This window comes from Rhizobacter sp. (assembly GCF_031412075.1).
In the GTDB taxonomy this organism is placed as follows: Bacteria; Pseudomonadota; Gammaproteobacteria; order Burkholderiales; family Burkholderiaceae_C; genus Rhizobacter.
Genome location: NZ_JANOCG010000563.1, coordinates 1 through 15,790 on the forward strand (window position 1 = coordinate 1; position 15,790 = coordinate 15,790).

The 15,790-nt window shown below is 65.7% G+C and carries 13 protein-coding genes and 4 pseudogenes; 9 read left to right on the forward strand and 8 right to left on the reverse strand.

What is annotated here, in order from left to right; genetic code table 11:
• Positions 1-301: pseudogene (locus RMO40_RS20875) on the reverse strand (SUMF1/EgtB/PvdO family nonheme iron enzyme); the annotation flags it as partial.
• On the opposite strand from RMO40_RS20875, the gene RMO40_RS20880 reads away from it, so the two are divergent.
• The 4 genes from RMO40_RS20880 to phnE are packed head-to-tail and all read left to right on the forward strand — an operon-like array spanning position 214 to position 3,198.
• Positions 214-729, forward strand: a complete 516-nt coding sequence (locus tag RMO40_RS20880; protein WP_309725463.1) for an SUMF1/EgtB/PvdO family nonheme iron enzyme — start codon at positions 214-216, stop codon at positions 727-729. The pseudogene RMO40_RS20875 and the gene RMO40_RS20880 sit on opposite strands and share 88 nt — an antisense overlap.
• On the forward strand, positions 726-1,550 hold the full coding sequence (locus tag RMO40_RS20885; RefSeq protein ID WP_309725443.1) for an ATP-binding cassette domain-containing protein: 825 nt from the start codon (positions 726-728) through the stop codon (positions 1,548-1,550). Before RMO40_RS20880 ends, RMO40_RS20885 begins: the two co-directional genes overlap by 4 nt.
• Positions 1,547-2,371: an ABC transporter permease subunit gene (locus tag RMO40_RS20890; protein WP_309725444.1), complete on the forward strand. Its 825-nt coding sequence runs from the start codon at positions 1,547-1,549 to the stop codon at positions 2,369-2,371. Before RMO40_RS20885 ends, RMO40_RS20890 begins: the two co-directional genes overlap by 4 nt.
• On the forward strand, positions 2,368-3,198 hold the full coding sequence (phnE, locus tag RMO40_RS20895) for a phosphonate ABC transporter, permease protein PhnE (RefSeq protein ID WP_309725445.1): 831 nt from the start codon (positions 2,368-2,370) through the stop codon (positions 3,196-3,198). Before RMO40_RS20890 ends, phnE begins: the two co-directional genes overlap by 4 nt.
• A 20-nt stretch (positions 3,199-3,218) precedes the next feature.
• On the opposite strand, the gene RMO40_RS20900 is transcribed toward phnE, so the two are convergent.
• Positions 3,219-3,491: a heavy-metal-associated domain-containing protein gene (locus RMO40_RS20900; RefSeq protein ID WP_309725446.1), complete on the reverse strand. Its 273-nt coding sequence runs from the start codon at positions 3,489-3,491 to the stop codon at positions 3,219-3,221.
• A 195-nt stretch (positions 3,492-3,686) separates the two neighbouring features.
• Between RMO40_RS20900 and RMO40_RS20905 the strand changes: the two genes are divergently transcribed.
• The 4 genes from RMO40_RS20905 (at position 3,687) to RMO40_RS20920 (ending at position 10,098) form a co-directional block, all read left to right on the forward strand.
• Positions 3,687-4,085 (forward strand): hypothetical protein, encoded by a 399-nt coding sequence (locus RMO40_RS20905; RefSeq protein ID WP_309725447.1) that lies wholly within the window; start codon positions 3,687-3,689, stop codon positions 4,083-4,085.
• A 79-nt stretch (positions 4,086-4,164) separates the two neighbouring features.
• The gene (locus RMO40_RS20910) at positions 4,165-5,430 is read left to right on the forward strand and encodes a TolC family protein (RefSeq protein WP_309725449.1); all 1,266 of its coding nucleotides are present in this window, start codon (positions 4,165-4,167) and stop codon (positions 5,428-5,430) included.
• A 4-nt stretch (positions 5,431-5,434) separates the two neighbouring features.
• A complete protein-coding gene (locus tag RMO40_RS20915) occupies positions 5,435-6,919 on the forward strand; it encodes an efflux RND transporter periplasmic adaptor subunit (protein WP_309725451.1) in 1,485 nt (494 codons plus the stop codon).
• Positions 6,916-10,098 carry an efflux RND transporter permease subunit gene (locus RMO40_RS20920; protein WP_309725453.1) on the forward strand — a complete coding sequence of 1,061 codons (3,183 nt, stop codon included), beginning with the start codon at positions 6,916-6,918 and terminating at the stop codon, positions 10,096-10,098. The genes RMO40_RS20915 and RMO40_RS20920 overlap by 4 nt, the downstream gene beginning before the upstream one ends.
• A 41-nt stretch (positions 10,099-10,139) precedes the next feature.
• Here the strand turns inward: RMO40_RS20920 and cueR are convergent, their stop codons facing one another.
• The 6 genes and pseudogenes from cueR to RMO40_RS20950 all read right to left on the reverse strand — a co-directional run.
• Positions 10,140-10,556, reverse strand: coding sequence for a Cu(I)-responsive transcriptional regulator (cueR, locus tag RMO40_RS20925; protein ID WP_309725455.1), 417 nt, complete (start codon positions 10,554-10,556; stop codon positions 10,140-10,142).
• Positions 10,553-12,975, reverse strand: a pseudogene (locus tag RMO40_RS20930) (heavy metal translocating P-type ATPase). Before RMO40_RS20930 ends, cueR begins: the two are co-directional and overlap by 4 nt.
• 137 nt (positions 12,976-13,112) lie before the next feature.
• A complete protein-coding gene (locus RMO40_RS20935; protein WP_309725457.1) occupies positions 13,113-13,499 on the reverse strand; it encodes a hypothetical protein in 387 nt (128 codons plus the stop codon).
• Positions 13,496-13,822, reverse strand: coding sequence for a copper-binding protein (locus RMO40_RS20940; RefSeq protein WP_309725459.1), 327 nt, complete (start codon positions 13,820-13,822; stop codon positions 13,496-13,498). Before RMO40_RS20940 ends, RMO40_RS20935 begins: the two co-directional genes overlap by 4 nt.
• A 50-nt stretch (positions 13,823-13,872) precedes the next feature.
• A pseudogene (locus RMO40_RS20945) lies at positions 13,873-14,402 on the reverse strand (cupredoxin domain-containing protein).
• 185 nt (positions 14,403-14,587) lie between these two features.
• Positions 14,588-14,842 (reverse strand): annotated as a pseudogene (locus tag RMO40_RS20950) (multicopper oxidase domain-containing protein); the annotation flags it as partial.
• A gap of 520 nt (positions 14,843-15,362) precedes the next feature.
• Here RMO40_RS20950 and RMO40_RS20955 point away from each other — a divergent pair.
• Positions 15,363-15,790 (forward strand): CHASE3 domain-containing protein (locus RMO40_RS20955; protein WP_309725461.1); only part of this gene is annotated, 428 nt, incomplete at its 3' end.

Genomic DNA, 15,790 nt, shown 5'->3' on the forward strand with positions numbered 1-15,790 from the left:
GATGCAACCAACCCCAGCCGGCAGCGCTCCAGAAGCGCTCCGATGTGTACCCGCCGGATTCAACAAAGGGCAGAAACCGGGCCCATGAGACAGGCGCGCGATCGATTGAGAAACCGTCCAAATCAACCGCGTGAGCGTGGAGTTCGTTGTCGAAGGCAAATCCCGGGCCCTTTGACCCGAGCTGATAGCGCGCCTGTCTCATGGGCCCGGTTTCTGCCCTTTGTTGAATCCGGCGGGTACACATCGGAGCGCTTCTGGAGCGCTGCCGGCTGGGGTTGGTTGCATCGACAAACGAGAACATGCCCGCTGCACCTTCGCCGGGTTGACGGAGAGTGGCATCAGCAACGCTTCGGCGTTTGGGGCCCTTTGGTTCTGGACGTGCCGGCGTGTCACCTCAGTGCCCATGAAGCCGAGGCGTGGTGCAAATGGGCCGGGCGTCGCCTGCCCACCGAAGGCGAATGGGAGACGGCCGCGCTGCAGGCCGCCGACAGGATCGAACCTTTCGACTGGGGCCAGGTGTGGGAATGGACGGCCAGCCCCTTCATGCCCTACGCGGGCTTTGAGCCGCACCCCTATCGCGACTACTCGACGCCGTGGTTTGATGGGCGCCCGGTCTTGCGTGGCGCCTCGTTCGCGACCGCTCCGCGTTTGAAGCACCCCCGCTATCGCAACTTTTTTCCCGCTGACCGCCATGATGTTTTTGCCGGATTTCGTTCCTGCGCGCCATGAAGCTTGACCTGCAAGCCGTGCACGCGCGGCACCCTGCATCCGCCCGCGGCGCCATGGCCCTGAAGGGCGTCAGCCTGAGCGTGCAAGCCGGTGAGCGCCTCGCCGTGATCGGGCCGTCGGGCGCTGGCAAGACGACGCTGCTGCAGGTGGCCGCCGCCGCGCTCAAACCCTCGCGTGGCCAAGTGGCGCTTGATGGCACCGATCCCTGGTCGCTCTCGGTGCGTGCGTTGCAGCGCCAGCGTGGGCGCTTGTTCATGGCGCCGCAGACGCCGCCACTGCCGCCGCGCCAGCGTGTTGTTACCGCCGTGTTGGCCGGGCGCCTGCCGGCCTGGAGTCTCGCCACCAGCCTGCGCTCGTTGTTCTACCCGGTTGACATTGCGGGCGCACACGAAGCGCTCGATCGTTTCGACCTGGCCGACAAGCTGTTCGCCCGCGTGGACCGCCTGTCTGGCGGCGAGCGCCAGCGAGTGGGCCTGGCGCGTGCGCTGCTGGCACCGGCGACGCTGTGGCTGATCGACGAGCCCCTCTCCGCGCTCGACCCGACGCGCGCCGAACAGGCCATCGCCGCCCTCGTTGGCATCGCGCGCGAGCGCGGCGTCACGCTCCTGACCACCATGCACCAGGTCGACACCGCGCTGGCGCACTTCGACCGCATCGTGGGGCTGCGAGAGGGCACGGTCTTGTTCGACCTGCCCACGCCGCAGGTCGACCGCGATCACCTGCTGAGCCTGTACGCACAGCACGAAGACGAATTGAATGGCGCACCCGGCCCCGTCCTGCCCACAGACTCGCCACGGCACGTGGTGATGAACTGCCGATGACGACGGCTGCGCTTCAGCGCGACCCCGCCTGGCTGGGGCGCGTGTTCTGGATCGGCGCGGGCTTGGTCGTGCTCTGGCCCATGCTGGTGGCCACCGAGTTCCGACCCTGGACGCTTTTCAGCGCCGAAAGCCGCGGGCCCACGCTGCGCTTTCTCTCCACCTTCGTGCCGCCCGCCATGAGCGCCGATTTCCTCTGGCTCGTGGCCCGTGAAACCTGGCGCACGGTGGCCATCGCCACCGCCGGTCTGGCGCTCGGCCTGGTGATCGCGATCCCGGCGGCACTGTTGTCGACCCGTGTGTTGTCGGTGTCGGCGCTGTCGGGCCGCATGGCCGCCGCTCCCGCCTTGCTGCGCCAGTTGCTGCGCTGGATGCTGGTGATCTTGCGCAGCGTTCCCGAGCTGGTGTGGGCGCTGGTGTTCGTGCGCGTGGTCGGTCTCGGCCCGACGGCCGGCGTGCTGGCGATTGCGTTGACCTATGGGGGCATGCTCGGCAAGGTGTACGGCGACATCCTCGAGAGTGGCGACGATCACGCCACGCGCAGCCTGCTGGCCAACGGCGGCGGCCGACTGCAGGCATTTGCCTATGGGCTGTTGCCGCAAAACGCCGCCGAGCTCACCTCGTACACGGTCTATCGCTGGGAGTGCGCGATCCGTTCTTCCGTGGTGCTGGGCTTCGTGGGCGCAGGGGGGCTCGGGCAGCAGTTGGACAACTCCACCAAGATGTTCGCTGGCGGCGAGGTGGCGACGATGCTGCTGGTATTTGTCGTGCTGGTCGCCTTCGCCGATCGCATCAGCGCGTGGCTCAGGCGGGCCTTGGCATGAAGCCGACCCGAGGGGCCGCCAACCAGCCCTATCGGCTGCCGCCGCCGCTGTTCGATGCGCGCTGCAACGCGTGCTGGTTCAGCCTCGGCCTGGTCATCTTGGTGGGCGCGAGCTTCTGGAGCCTCGACCTGCAATGGCGCGCGTTCCTTTCATGGGACGCAGTCAGAAGCATGGGTCGCTTCGCCGGCGAGTTCTTCCCGCCCGACTTCTCCGCGGCGTTCTTGCGCAAGGTGGGCATGGCATCGTTGGAGACGATTGCGATGTCAGCGCTCGGCACGCTGCTGGCGGCGTTGGCCGGCTTGATGCTGGCCTTGCCCGCGAGCCGCTCACACGAGGGCGACCGGGCCCGCGTGCGAGCGCCCACGCGGCTGCTGTTGAATGCACTGCGCTCGGTGCCCGAGCTGGTGTGGGCGGTGCTGCTGATCATCTCCGCCGGCCTCGGCCCGCTCGCAGGGACGCTGGCCTTGGCCTTGCACACGACGGGTGTGCTCGGGCGGCTGTTTGCCGAAGCCATCGAGAACGCCCCTCAGGGCCCGTTGGCTGCACTGCGCACGCAGGGCATCGGCTCCGTGCGCGTTTTCTTCTATGCGACGCTGCCCCTGGTGCTGCCGCAGCTCATCTCGTACACGCTGTACCGCTGGGAGAACAACATTCGCGCCGCCGCGGTGCTCGGTGTGGTCGGCGCCGGCGGGTTGGGCCAGCTGCTGATGTTCCACATGAGCTTGTTCCAGATGCCGAAGACGGCAACGGTGCTGTGCTCCATGCTGTTGCTGGTGGCCGTGGTCGATGCGACGAGCTATGCCCTAAGGCGGGCGCTGGCGCGTTGAAGGAAGGGCGGCCCTGCGGCTCAGCGGCAACCGCAGCACCCGCCTGCTTTGGCGGGCACGGGCGACGACAGGCCGGGCGAGGCTTCGACCGGTGTGTATCCGGCGGCCTCGATGGCGTCTTTCAGTTCTGCAGCGACCGCGTTGGCGGAGCTGATCTCCACGCGCTTGGAAGCCAGGTCAATCGCAACTTTCGCTGCGGGGTCAACCCACTTTACGGCTTTGGTGATCATGCTGACGCAATGGCCGCAGGTCATGTCATTCACTTGGTAGGCAATCATCGAACGCTCCTTCATCAATGTGAGTCGACTTTGAAGCTTCCCATCGTGGGAATGTCAAGCCCCTATCGAGAAGATGGCAACTGCGCAAAGCTGCTGCGAGGTTTGCATGATCCAGGCCGTCATGCGGGCGCCACTTGATCTGGCGCAATGCAGAGAGTCTCGTGTTGGACAGCACACCCGTTCTGGAACCACGGCCTGTAGACTCGCGCCATGAGCTTGAACAAGACCCACCGTCGCTGGCTTGCGGGCATGCTCGCGGTAGTGATGGTGTGCCTGCAACTCGCGACGTCGGCGTATGCCTGCATCACGCCGTCCCAGCCCATGGCGATGGCCATGGCGGTTATGCCCGACTGTGCGAGCATGTCCGAGATGGACCAGCAGCAGCCGCAACTGTGCAAGGCACATTGCGACCGCGACAAGCAGTCGGTCAACACCACACCGGCCGCTGACCTTGTGGGCGCACCCGCGATCGACTGGCTCGCCAGCCACCAGGCGCTGTGGGTTCCTGTCGCTGAGGCCGATGGCCTTGCGGCAGTGATCGCGGCGCACACCGGCCCGCCCCGCGGGGCTCCCCCGGTCTATCTCACCTATCTCGTTCTCCGCAATTAAGTCCTGACGCCCCCCGCTTAGCTGCCTGTGCGCAGCTTCGCGTGCACCTGCGACGTCTTTGGTCTTGTGGAGAACTGTGATGCCATCTATCCCTGAAGCCGGGCAACCCCGGCTCGCCCTCGGCGCCCGCTGGGTCGTCGTGCTGGCCCTTGCCGCCGTCGCACACGCGAACGCGGCGCCCCCACCGCTGAGCCTCGACGAGGCTCTGCTGCGTGCCGAGCAGCAGGCACCCAGCCTGATCGCCAGGCAGTCGGCCTTGGCTGGAGCCCAAGTGGCGCGACCCGCGGCCGGGCAACTGCCGAACCCCAAGCTCACCGTCGGGGTAGACAACTATCCGGTGAGCGGCCCGGACCGCTTCAGCTTGAACCGCGACTCGATGACGATGCGCCGCGTCGGCCTGATGCAAGACGTGCCCAACGCGGCCAAGCGCGCGGCGCAGCGCGATGGCGCCGAGGCCAGAGCGGCGCGCGAGCAGGCGTTGTGGCATGCCGAGCGCCTGGCCGTGCGGCGAGAAACGGCCAGCGCGTGGATCACCCGCCACTACGCCGAGCGCAAGCTGGCCGAGTTCGCCGTGCTCGAGCAGGAGAACCAGGTTCTTCAGCAAACCCTCGGCGCACGCATTGCCGCTGGCAAGGCCATGCCGGCCGATGCGGTGATGGCGAGGCAAGAGCTGTTGATGCTGGTTGAGCGGCGCGAGGAGCTTGCATCCGCAGCCGAGCAGGCGGGCGTCGCCTTGCGACGCTGGACCGGCGACGACGTGGAGCGCACCACAAGCGAAACGCCCATGATTCCACTCGACACCGCGTCGCTCCTGGCGCGGCTGGATCGACACGCCGATCTCGCCGCGTTTGCACCCATGCTGGCCATGGCGCGAGCCGAGGTCGACGAGGCCAGCGCCGCCAACCGTGGTGACTGGGGTTGGGAGGTCGGCTACGGCAACCGATCGCGCGCCTATGGCGACATGGTGTCGTTCCAGCTTACTTTCGAGCTGCCCATTTCGCCCGCAATTCGGCAAGACCCGCAAATCGCCTCACGACGCAAGGAGTTCGAGCGCCTTGAGGCCGAGCGCGAGGACGCTCTGCGCCGCATCAACGCCGAGGTGCGTTCGCATTTGAGCGAACTGCGACGACTGGAGCGCGCCGAGGCTCGGCAGCGAACTGCGGCGCTGCCCTTGGCCGCCGAGCGCGTGAAGCTGACCCTGGCCAGCTATGAAGCCGGCCGCGCTGAGCTGAGCGCCGTGCTGGCCGCGCGCAAAGACGCTGCCGAGGCGCAGCTGCGCGCCCTCGATCTCGAAGCCCAGCTCATGGCCCAGCGCGCACGCCTGGCCTACCTCGTGACGGAGTGATCTCATGAAAACCTTCCACAAGACTCTCTTGCTGAGCGCCTTGCTCATGTCGATTGGAGTGGGCCTCGGGTGGGGTCTGAGCCACTGGCGCGCGTCCTCGTCGTCGGCGGCCCCGATGGTGTCGGCCGCAGCCAGCGCCGGTGAGCGCCAGGTGCTCTATTGGTACGACCCCATGCTGCCGCAGCACAAGTTCGACAAACCCGGCAAGTCGCCTTTCATGGACATGCAGCTGGTGCCTAAATACGCCGGTGATGCGCCGGCGGGCGGTGTCGCTGTCGACCCGCGCATCGCGCAGACGCTGGGCTGGCGAACCGCCACCGTCGAGAAGTTGACGACGGGTGCAACAGTCGAGGCGGCCGCCACGGTTCAGCTCAACGAACGTGATGTCGCCATCGTGCAAGCCCGCACGAGTGGCTTTGTGCAACGCGTGGCCGCACTGGCTCCCGGCGACGTGGTGAGCCCGGGCGCGTTGATCGCCGAGCTGCTGGTGCCCGAGTGGAGCGGCGCGCAGCAAGAGTTTCTGGCCGTGCGCAGCACCGGCGATGCGGCGCTCACCGCTGCGGCGCGACAACGTCTGGTGCTGTTGGGCATGCCGCCTTCGACCATCGAGCAGGTCGAGCGCAGCGGGCAGGTTCAGGCACGAACCAGCGTGCAAGCGCCCATCGGTGGGCTGCTGCAGGAGCTGATGGTGCGCCCCGGCATGACGGTCTCGGCGGGCATGACCCTGGCCAAGATCACCGGTCTGTCCACCGTGTGGCTGGAGGCCTCGCTGCCGGAAACCCAGGCCACCGCGGTGCGCGTGGGGCTGCCTGTTGAAGCGCGTCTGGCTGCCTTCCCCGGCGAAACGCTCAAGGGCAAGGTCACGGCCATCCTGCCCGAGGCCAATGCACAAACCCGAACCTTGCGGGTGCGCATCGAGCTGCCAAACCCCCAAGGGCGGCTGCGCGCTGGCATGTTTGCCCAGGTGCGCCTGGCAGGCGCCCAGGCCGAGGCATTGGTGGTACCCACCGAAGCGGTGGTGCGCACCGGCTTGCGCGCGCTGGTCTACGTGGTGGAGAGCGCGGGGCGATACCGCCCGGTGGAGGTGGAGGTCGGCCGCGAGTTGGGTGACAAGCTCGAAGTGCTCAGCGGCCTGCAAGCAGGGCAGCAGGTGGTGAGCTCGGGTCAGTTCCTGCTCGACTCCGAAGCCAGCATGCAAGGTGTGATGCAGCGCCAAGCGCCTGCCGCCAGTGCCACCGCGGCGCCGGCACCTGCGTCACCACAGCATCAGGGCACGGGCAAGGTCCTGGAGCTCACAGCACAAGAGGTGACGCTCGATCACGGCCCGATCCCGAGCATGCAGTGGGGCGCGATGCAGATGCCGTTCAAGCTGCCGAGTGCCGAGGTGGCCAAGGGCCTGAAGGTGGGGGACCCGGTGCGGTTCAGCTTCTCGCAGAACAACGACGGTTTCGTCATCCAGAAGATCGAACGCGATGGAGCCGCCAAATGATCGCCGCCTTGATTCGCTGGTCGGTGGGTAACCGGTTCCTGGTGCTGTTGGCCACGCTGTTTCTCGCTGTCGCTGGCGTCATGTCACTGCGCTCGACGCCCATCGATGCGCTGCCCGACCTGTCGGACGTGCAGGTCATCATCCGCACCAGCTACCCCGGCCAAGCGCCGCAGATCGTCGAGAACCAGGTGACCTACCCACTGGCCACCACCATGCTCTCGGTGCCGGGCGCCAAGACGGTGAGGGCGTATTCGTTTTTTGGCGACTCGTTTGTCTACGTGCTGTTCGACGACAGCACCGACCTCTACTGGGCCCGTTCGCGCGTGCTCGAGTACCTGAGCCAGGTGCAAAGCCGCCTGCCGGCCACGGCCAAGACTTCGCTTGGGCCGGATGCCACCGGCGTGGGCTGGGTCTTCCAGTACGCGCTGGTCGACCGCACGGGGCAGCACGACCTGTCGCAACTGCGTGCGTTGCAAGACTGGTTCCTCAAGTTCGAGCTGAAAGCGGTGGCCAACGTGGCCGAGGTGGCCACCGTGGGCGGCATGGTCAAGCAATACCAGGTGGTACTGGACCCGGCCAAGCTGATCGCCTACGGCATCACCCACGGCCAGGTGCGTGACGCCCTGATGAATGCCAACCAGGAAACCGGCGGGTCGGTGCTGGAGATGGCTGAGGCCGAATACATGGTGCGCGCCAGCGGCTTCCTGAAGTCGTTGGCTGATTTCAAGTCAGTGCCGCTCGCGGTGCGCGGCGGTGTGCCCGTGCTGCTGGGCGACGTGGCCGTGGTGCAGCTCGGCCCGGAGATGCGGCGCGGTATCAGCGAGCTGGACGGCGTGGGTGAAGCCGTTGGCGGGGTGGTGATTCTGCGCAGCGGCAAAAACGCGCAATCCACCATCGCTGCGGTAAAGGAGAAGCTGGCGCAGATTCAGACCAGCCTGCCCAAGGGGGTGGAGATCGTGACCACCTACGACCGCAGTGCACTCATCGAGCGCGCAATCGACAACCTGTCGATGAAACTGCTGGAAGAGTTTGCCGTGGTCGCCGCCGTGTGTGCGATCTTCCTGTGGCACCTGCGCTCGGCGCTGGTCGCGATCATCTCGCTGCCGCTGGGCGTGATGGCGGCCTTCATCGTGATGCAGCAGCAGGGCTTGAACGCCAACATCATGTCGCTGGGGGGCATTGCCATCGCCATCGGCGCGATGGTCGATGCCGCGGTGGTGATGATCGAAAACGCCCACAAGAAAATCGAGGCGTGGCAGCACGCCCACCCCTCGGATGAGCTGAAAGGCGAGGAGCGCTGGGAGGTGATCACGCAGGCGGCCATCGAGGTGGGGCCGGCGCTGTTTTTTTCGCTGCTGATCATCACGCTGTCGTTCGTGCCGGTGTTCACGCTCGAAGCACAGGAGGGCCGCTTGTTCGGGCCGCTGGCGTTCACCAAGACCTACGCGATGGCGGCCGCGGCCGGCCTGTCGGTCACGCTGATCCCGGTACTGATGGGCTACTGGATCCGTGGGCGCATCCCCGACGAGCAGCGCAACCCGCTGACGCGCGGACTGATTGCGATGTACCGACCCGCCCTGGAGTGGGTGCTTCGCTGGCCCAAGCTGACACTGGCCATCGCGGGCCTGCTGCTCGCGACCACGCTGTGGCCTCTGTCGCAACTGGGCGGCGAATTCCTGCCGCCGCTGGACGAAGGTGACCTGCTGTACATGCCGACCGCCTTGCCGGGCCTGTCGGCGCAAAAGGCGTCGGAGTTGCTGCAGCTCAGCGACCGCATGATCAAGACGGTGCCGGAAGTCGAGCGTGTGTTCGGCAAAGCGGGCAGGGCGGAGACCGCCACCGACCCGGCGCCGCTGGAAATGTTCGAGACCACGGTGCGGCTGAAGCCGCGCAGCCAGTGGCGTGCGGGCATGACGCCTGAGATGCTGGTCGAAGAACTGGATCGCACAGTCAAGATTCCGGGCCTCACCAACATCTGGATTCCTCCGATCCGCAACCGAATCGACATGCTGGCCACGGGCATCAAGAGCCCGATCGGCGTCAAGGTCGCCGGCACCGATCTCAAGGCCATCGACCGGGTGACGGCCGAGGTGGAGCGCATCGCCAAGGGCGTGCCGGGCGTGAGTTCCGCGTTGGCCGAGCGCCTGACTGGCGGGCGTTACATCGACGTGCAGATCGACCGTGCGGCTGCTGCCCGGGTTGGCCTGAACGTGAGTGACGTGCAGGCGGTGGTGTCGGGAGCGATCGGCGGCGAGAACATCGGCGAGACGGTGGAGGGCCTGGCGCGTTTCCCGATCAACCTGCGCTACCCGCGCGAGCTGCGCGACAGCCCCGAGAAGCTGCGCAACCTGCCGGTGCTGACGCCCGGCGGCCAGCAGATCACGCTCGGCAGCGTGGCGCGCATTGAGCTGACCGACGGCCCGCCGATGCTCAAGAGCGAAAACGCCCGGCCTTCAGGGTGGGTCTATGTCGACACGCGCGACCGCGACCTCGCTTCGGTGGTAGCCGACCTGCGCAAAGCCGTGGCGGCCGAGGTGCGGTTGGAGCCCGGTATGAGCCTGGCCTACTCCGGGCAGTTCGAGTTTCTGGAGCGCGCCAATGCACGGCTCAAGATTGCTGTGCCGGCAACCTTGCTGATCATCTTCGTGCTGCTGTACCTGACCTTCCGCCGCATCGAAGAAGCGACACTCATCATGGCCACCTTGCCGCTCGCGCTGACCGGAGGCGTCTGGTTCCTCTACGCCCTCGGCTACCACCTTTCGGTGGCCACCGGGGTGGGTTTCATCGCACTCGCTGGCGTGGCGGCCGAGTTCGGTGTCGTGATGCTGCTTTACCTGAAGCAGGCGCTGGAAGAACGTTTGCGCGCGGGCCAACAGCTTGACGAGGCGATGGTGCTGGACGCCATCCGCGAAGGCGCCGTGCTGCGCGTTCGTCCCAAGGCCATGACGGTGGCTGTCATCCTGGCCGGCTTGGTGCCCATCGTCTGGGGCAGCGGCACCGGCTCCGAAGTGATGAGCCGGATTGCTGCACCCATGCTGGGAGGCATGGTGACCGCGCCACTGCTATCGCTGTTCGTGGTGCCGGCTGTGTTCCTGCTTGTGCGCCGGCGCAAGCACGTCATGCAGCTCGACCTTGCGGCGACGGGAAAGATCAGGGTCGATCCCTCGACACCGATTTAGCAAGAAGTGATGCGAGTGGAAGGATCTTGATCACCGGCATGTCATTCCGCCAGCTCGTCGAGGATCGGGCAGTCGGGCCGGTGGTCCCCGTGGCAGCAGCCCGCCAGCCGCTCCAGCGTGCGCTTCATCGCCGCCATCTCTTCCATCCGACGGTTCAGATCGGCCACGTGCGCGAGCGCGATCTTCTTGACGTTGGCGCTGGCACGGCGGCGGTCCTGGTACAGCTTCAGCAGCTCCGAAATCTCGGCCATGCTGAAGCCGAGGTCACGGCCCCGGCGAATGAAGCGCAGCGTGTGCACCTCCTTGTCACTGTATTGCCGGTAGCCGGAGTCGGTGCGGCCGACCGTGGGCAACAAGCCGAGGGACTCGTAGTGACGAACCATCTTGGCGGACACACCGGATCGGCTGGCCGCCTCGCCGATGTTGAAGGGCCCGGAGCTCTGGGTGACTTGGTTCATGGTGGGTTTCCTTTCCAGCGGCGCAGCATCAAAGCATTGGTGACGACGCTCACGCTGCTGAACGCCATCGCGGCTCCCGCAATCATCGGATTCAGCAAGCCAAAAGCCGCGAGCGGAATGCCCACCACGTTGTAGGCAAAGGCCCAAAAGAGGTTCTGGCGGATCTTGGCGTAGCTGCGGCGCGAGATGTCGATCGCGTCGGCCACCAGCGCCGGGTTGCCCCGCATCAGCGTGATGCCGGCGGCGTGCATCGCCACGTCGGTGCCGGTCGACATGGCAATCCCCACGTCGGCTGCGGCCAGTGCGGGCGCGTCGTTGATGCCGTCGCCCACCATGGCCACCCGCTGACCGCCTTCTTTGAGCTGGGTGACGATTCGTGCCTTGTCCTCCGGCAGAACCTCCCATTCGATGGCATCCAAGCCCAACAGATCGCCGACCGCCTGGGCGCTGCCTCGGTTGTCGCCGGTCACGAGCACAGTCTTCACGCCCATCTGTTGCAAGCGCTTCACCGCGGCGGCAGCGCTACCTTGACCGCATCGCCGAAGGCCAACAGGCCGATGAGCCGAGGCTCGCTGCCCACGTCGGCGAGCCAGGAGACGGTGCGCCCCTGCGCTTCCAGTTCGGCTGCGCGGCCTTCCAAAGCCGACAAGTTGACCTGGAGTTCGTGCATGAAGCGCGTGCTGCCCAGGCGCAGGTCGCGGCCGTGCACCATCGCGGCCATGCCTCGGCCGGGCACCGCGCGCACGTCGCTGGCAGGCGGCACGCCGATGTGATCACGGCGTGCGGCGTCCATGACGGCGCGCGCCAACGGGTGTTCACTGTTGGCCTGGATTCCGGCACTTGCCCCCAACAACGCTGCGTGTTGCCCGTCCACCGCTTCGAAGGCCACCAATTCGGGCTTGCCTTCGGTCAGGGTCCCAGTCTTGTCGAAGGCCACCACCTTCACGCTGTGCGCCACTTCCAGCGCCTCAGCGTCCTTGATCAGGATGCCGTGGCGGGCGGCCACGCCGGTGCCGGCCATGATGGCCGTCGGCGTCGCGAGGCCCAGCGCACAGGGGCAGGCGATCACGAGAACCGCCACGGCGTTCAGAATGGCCTGCTCCCAGTTGCCGGTGGTCAGACCCCATCCGAGCAGGGTGATTGCCGCGATGCCAATCACGACCGGCACAAACACACCGCTCACCTGGTCGACCAGGCGCTGGATCGGTGCCTTCTTGGCCTGTGCCGATTCGACCAGGCGCACGATGCGCGACAAGGTGGACTCGGCGCCCACCGCCGTCGTGCGTGCAATGAGCAGGCCTTCGGCATTGACCGAGCCACCAGTGAGCGAATCGCCGGCCTGTTTGTCCACCGGCAAGCTCTCGCCGGTGATAAGGGATTCGTCGACGTGGCTGGCGCCTTCTGTGACTTCCGCGTCGACAGGAATTCGTTCACCCGGCCGCACGACGACCAGATCGCCCAGCTTCACCTCGGACACCGCCACATCCATGTCCACGCCAGCGCGGCGCACCCGAGCCCGCTCAGGGCGCAGCGCATTGAGCGCACGGATCGCCTCCGTGGTCTGGCGCTTGGCGCGAGCTTCCAGCCACTTGCCCAGCAGCACCAGGGTGATGACCACCGCCGACGCTTCGAAGTACAGGTGCGGCATGCCGTGCTCGCTGTGCGCCCACAGCAGGTAGACGCTCAGCCCGTAACCAGCGCTGGTACCGAGTGCGACCAGCAGGTCCATGTTGCCGGCACCGGCGCGAAGCGCTTTCCAGCCGGCGCGGTAGAAGCGCGCACCGAGCCAGAACTGCACGGGTGTTGCGAGGGCAAGCTGAATCCAGCCGGGCAGCATCCAGTGCAGGCCGAAAAGCTCCCCAAACATCGGCAGCACCAGGGGCAACGAAAGCGCGGTCGCCACCGCGATAGGCCACCAGTCCGGCAGCTTGGGGCTGGAGTTCGAAGCTTCGGCCTGAGTTGCCGTGGCGACAACGGGCGTTGCCACATAGCCGGCCTTGTCAACCGCGGCGATCAGAACGGCGGCGTCAGCTTCATGTCCGACCAGCCGCACTTGGGCGCGCTCGGTAGCGAGGTTGACCTCCGCGGCGAGCACGCCGGGCACACGCTTGAGGGCTTTTTCGACACGACCGACGCAAGAGGCGCACGTCATGCCCTCGATCTGCAGCTCCACGGTGTGCTCGGCCACGTTGTAGCCGGCCTTCTCGATGGCGGTGCGTAGCGCTTCAGGCGCGACAGCGGCGTCCGCGTCGACAGTCGCCGCTTCGGTGGCGAGATTGACCGTGACGCTGGCAACGCCCGGGACGGCGGCGAGCGCCTTCTCGACGCGCAAGACGCAGGAGGCACAGGTCATGCCTTCCACGGGAAAGGACCATTGGCGCGTGGCGCTGATGGGTTCGCGGAGGGTGGCCGTGTTCATGGGTGTCCTTTCAAGCCGGGCCAATCGCCGGCATGAAAGGAAGTCTTAACCTTAACACCATGGGAGAGTCAAGGGGTGAGCTGCAAATAGTTGAATGAATGCAGGTTCACGCGCCTTGCCTTCGTCGCGCTGGAAGGTCAGGACGGCCGTTTTAACGTGAACGACAAGCTCGCCGGCGTCTTGCCCTTGTTCGTCCACATCCAGCAGTAGTCCTGATCGCGGTCGACCTTGAGTTCGCCTTGCAGCTTGGACGTGCCATCCTGCTTCGCGGGGAAGCGCACGTCTTTGCCCTCGTGGTAGTGCACGTTGAAGTTGAGCGCCGCGCTGGCTTCGAACTGCCACGCCACTGTCGTACGCGCGGCCAGCTTGCCGCACACCTCGACGAATTTGGCGGGCGCTACTTCCAGCTTGCGGCTGAACTCTTGTTGCGCGTCCCAGGCGATGTCGATGATTTCGGCGCTCGCGGTGGAGGACAAGAATGCCAGCGAAATCGCGGCCGCGGTTCCCAGCGCAAAGCGCTTCATTTCGCCGCTTCCAGCGTCGTGACAGTGAAGGCGCCGTTGATCTTCTCGGCCGTGAAGCGAATCTTGTCGCCGCTCTTGACCTTCTCCAGCATGGACGGGTCCTTCACCTGAAAGACCATCGTCATGCCGGGCATGCCGAGGTTCTTGATTTCGCCGTGCTTCAACGTGAGCTTCTTGGCTTCCATGTCGACCTTGCGCACCTCACCGTCGGCCATGTCGGCGGAGCTGGCGGCTGGCGTGGCTGCCGGTTGATGGCTGGCGGCCATTGCGGCACCGGAGACCAAGAGAAGGGACGTCGAGAGAGCGATGAGGGTCTTGTTCATGAGGAACTCCTGTCAAAAAAATGGGATGCGGATTGGACGGATGAGGCGGCTCAGTGCTTGTGGTCAGCGTGACCATCAGTCGGCTTGGGTTTGGAAGCGACCTGGCCCCCGGAAACTTCGACGGCGCCTTTCATGCCCGCATCGTAGTGACCGGGTTGCAAACAGGCAAAGTCCACGGTGCCCCATTGGGTGAACTGCCAGATCACCTCGCCGGTCTTGCCGGCAGCCACGGTCACCATGTTCGGGTCGGCGTGTTCCATCTCTGGAAACTTCTTCATCACCTCGTAATGCGCCTTCAGCTCCTTCTCGGTGCCCAGCACGAACTCGTGCTTGAGCTGCCCGGAGTTCTTCACCACAAAGCGGATCGTCTCGCCGCGTTTCACGGCCCGCTGGTCGGGTTGAAGCGCATGGCATCGGTCATGTCGACCTCGACCGTGCGGCTGATCTTGCCGGCTTTGCCAGGCACGCCGATGGCGTCTGCGTGCCCGTGCGAGTGGCCGTCGGCGGCGTTGCCAGCGGCGTGGACAGTGCCGGTGAAAGCCAGACTGGCAACGATGAATGCAGTGCGTAGTGTGTTCATGGGGGTTCAGTGCGAATGGGTTGAATGACGCGGGCTCAACCAGAAGGTTTGGATAGTGGAGTTTCATGGAGGAGCCTTTCAGTGGTGGCCGCTGTGGCCGTTGGGTTTGCGGATCTGAACCTCGATGTCCTGCTTCGGCTTGGCCCGCGAGGGCATGGACTGGCCGCCTTCAGAAGCAAGGCGCGGGTCTTGCCGGGTGGGATGCCCGGTTGGTTGAGGCCGGTGACGCCGTCCATGCCGTTGGGCAGGCGTTGGCCATGCCAGCGGATCGAGGTGTGCTCGGGCAGCTTGTTGGTGACGACGATGCGCACCCGGTCGCCCTCGACCACTTCGATGGTCGGCCCCGGCGACTGGCCAAAGCACTTCATCGGTCTCCGGCGTGTTGATCGGAGCGGCGCTTGCCAAGTCGGGTGATCCGGCCAATCTTCGGATGGCTGCATCGATCAAGGAGTTCGTTCAAAGCACCGAGGTCATGGCGGCGGTGACCGAGCAGCATAAGCCCAGAGGGCCCGAGTCCCGGGCTCGCTGGAGCGAGATTGGCACCCGATGCTTCACGGACGATTGGTCGGCGGGGTTGATTGGACGGAGTCGTGGCATCCCGCGCGGAGCGAAAGGAGGGCTTGCATTCGAGGATCTGATAACTGACGCTGTGCCTTCTTCCACTTTGTTGTGCAGTTCAAGCCCGAATCCGAAGGCATGCGCGACGTTGAGCAGTTCGCATCAGTTGTACCTGGGGATGGCTGCATAGAGACTCCCAGCTCGTGCCAGTCGACGTTCACCCAGGTATCGCCTTTGTTCATGATCGCCTGCCATTGCACCCTCCGCTTCTTCAGGCGGGGCCTCCCAATGGGTTGGGGTCACCCAAGTTAGTATCATCAGTGACAGATTGCCAAAGAGCATCGAGCACAGCGAAGGAGCGCGCTCATTTTTATCCACAGCCAGCCCTTTGAAAGTTGATTGATGTTCGGACGAAGCCGATGGGCGATAGGCGTTGGCGCGGGCCTGACGATCGGCTTTCTCGCGCTGATCGTGATTGTGGGCGCCACCGTCTGGCTGGTGGAACGCGGCAACAGCCTGTTTGAGCAATCGGCGTTGCAGCGCTCGATCCGTATCGTCGCGGTGGATCTGCGCGATCATTTGCGCACCGCGGAGTCGAGCCAGCGCGGATTTCTTCTGACCGGCAACCAGATTTACCTGGCCCCTTACGACACGTCCAAGACGCGGGCACGGCTGGAGCTGGATGATCTGGGCCGGATGATTGCGCCGGATGCCCCCAACCGGGCCATGCTGCCCAGGTTGTCGGAAGCGGTGGGCGAAAAAATCGCCGAGATGGACAACAGCATTGCGCTGAAAAGTGCCGGCCGCGATGCCGACGCCATGGCATTGCT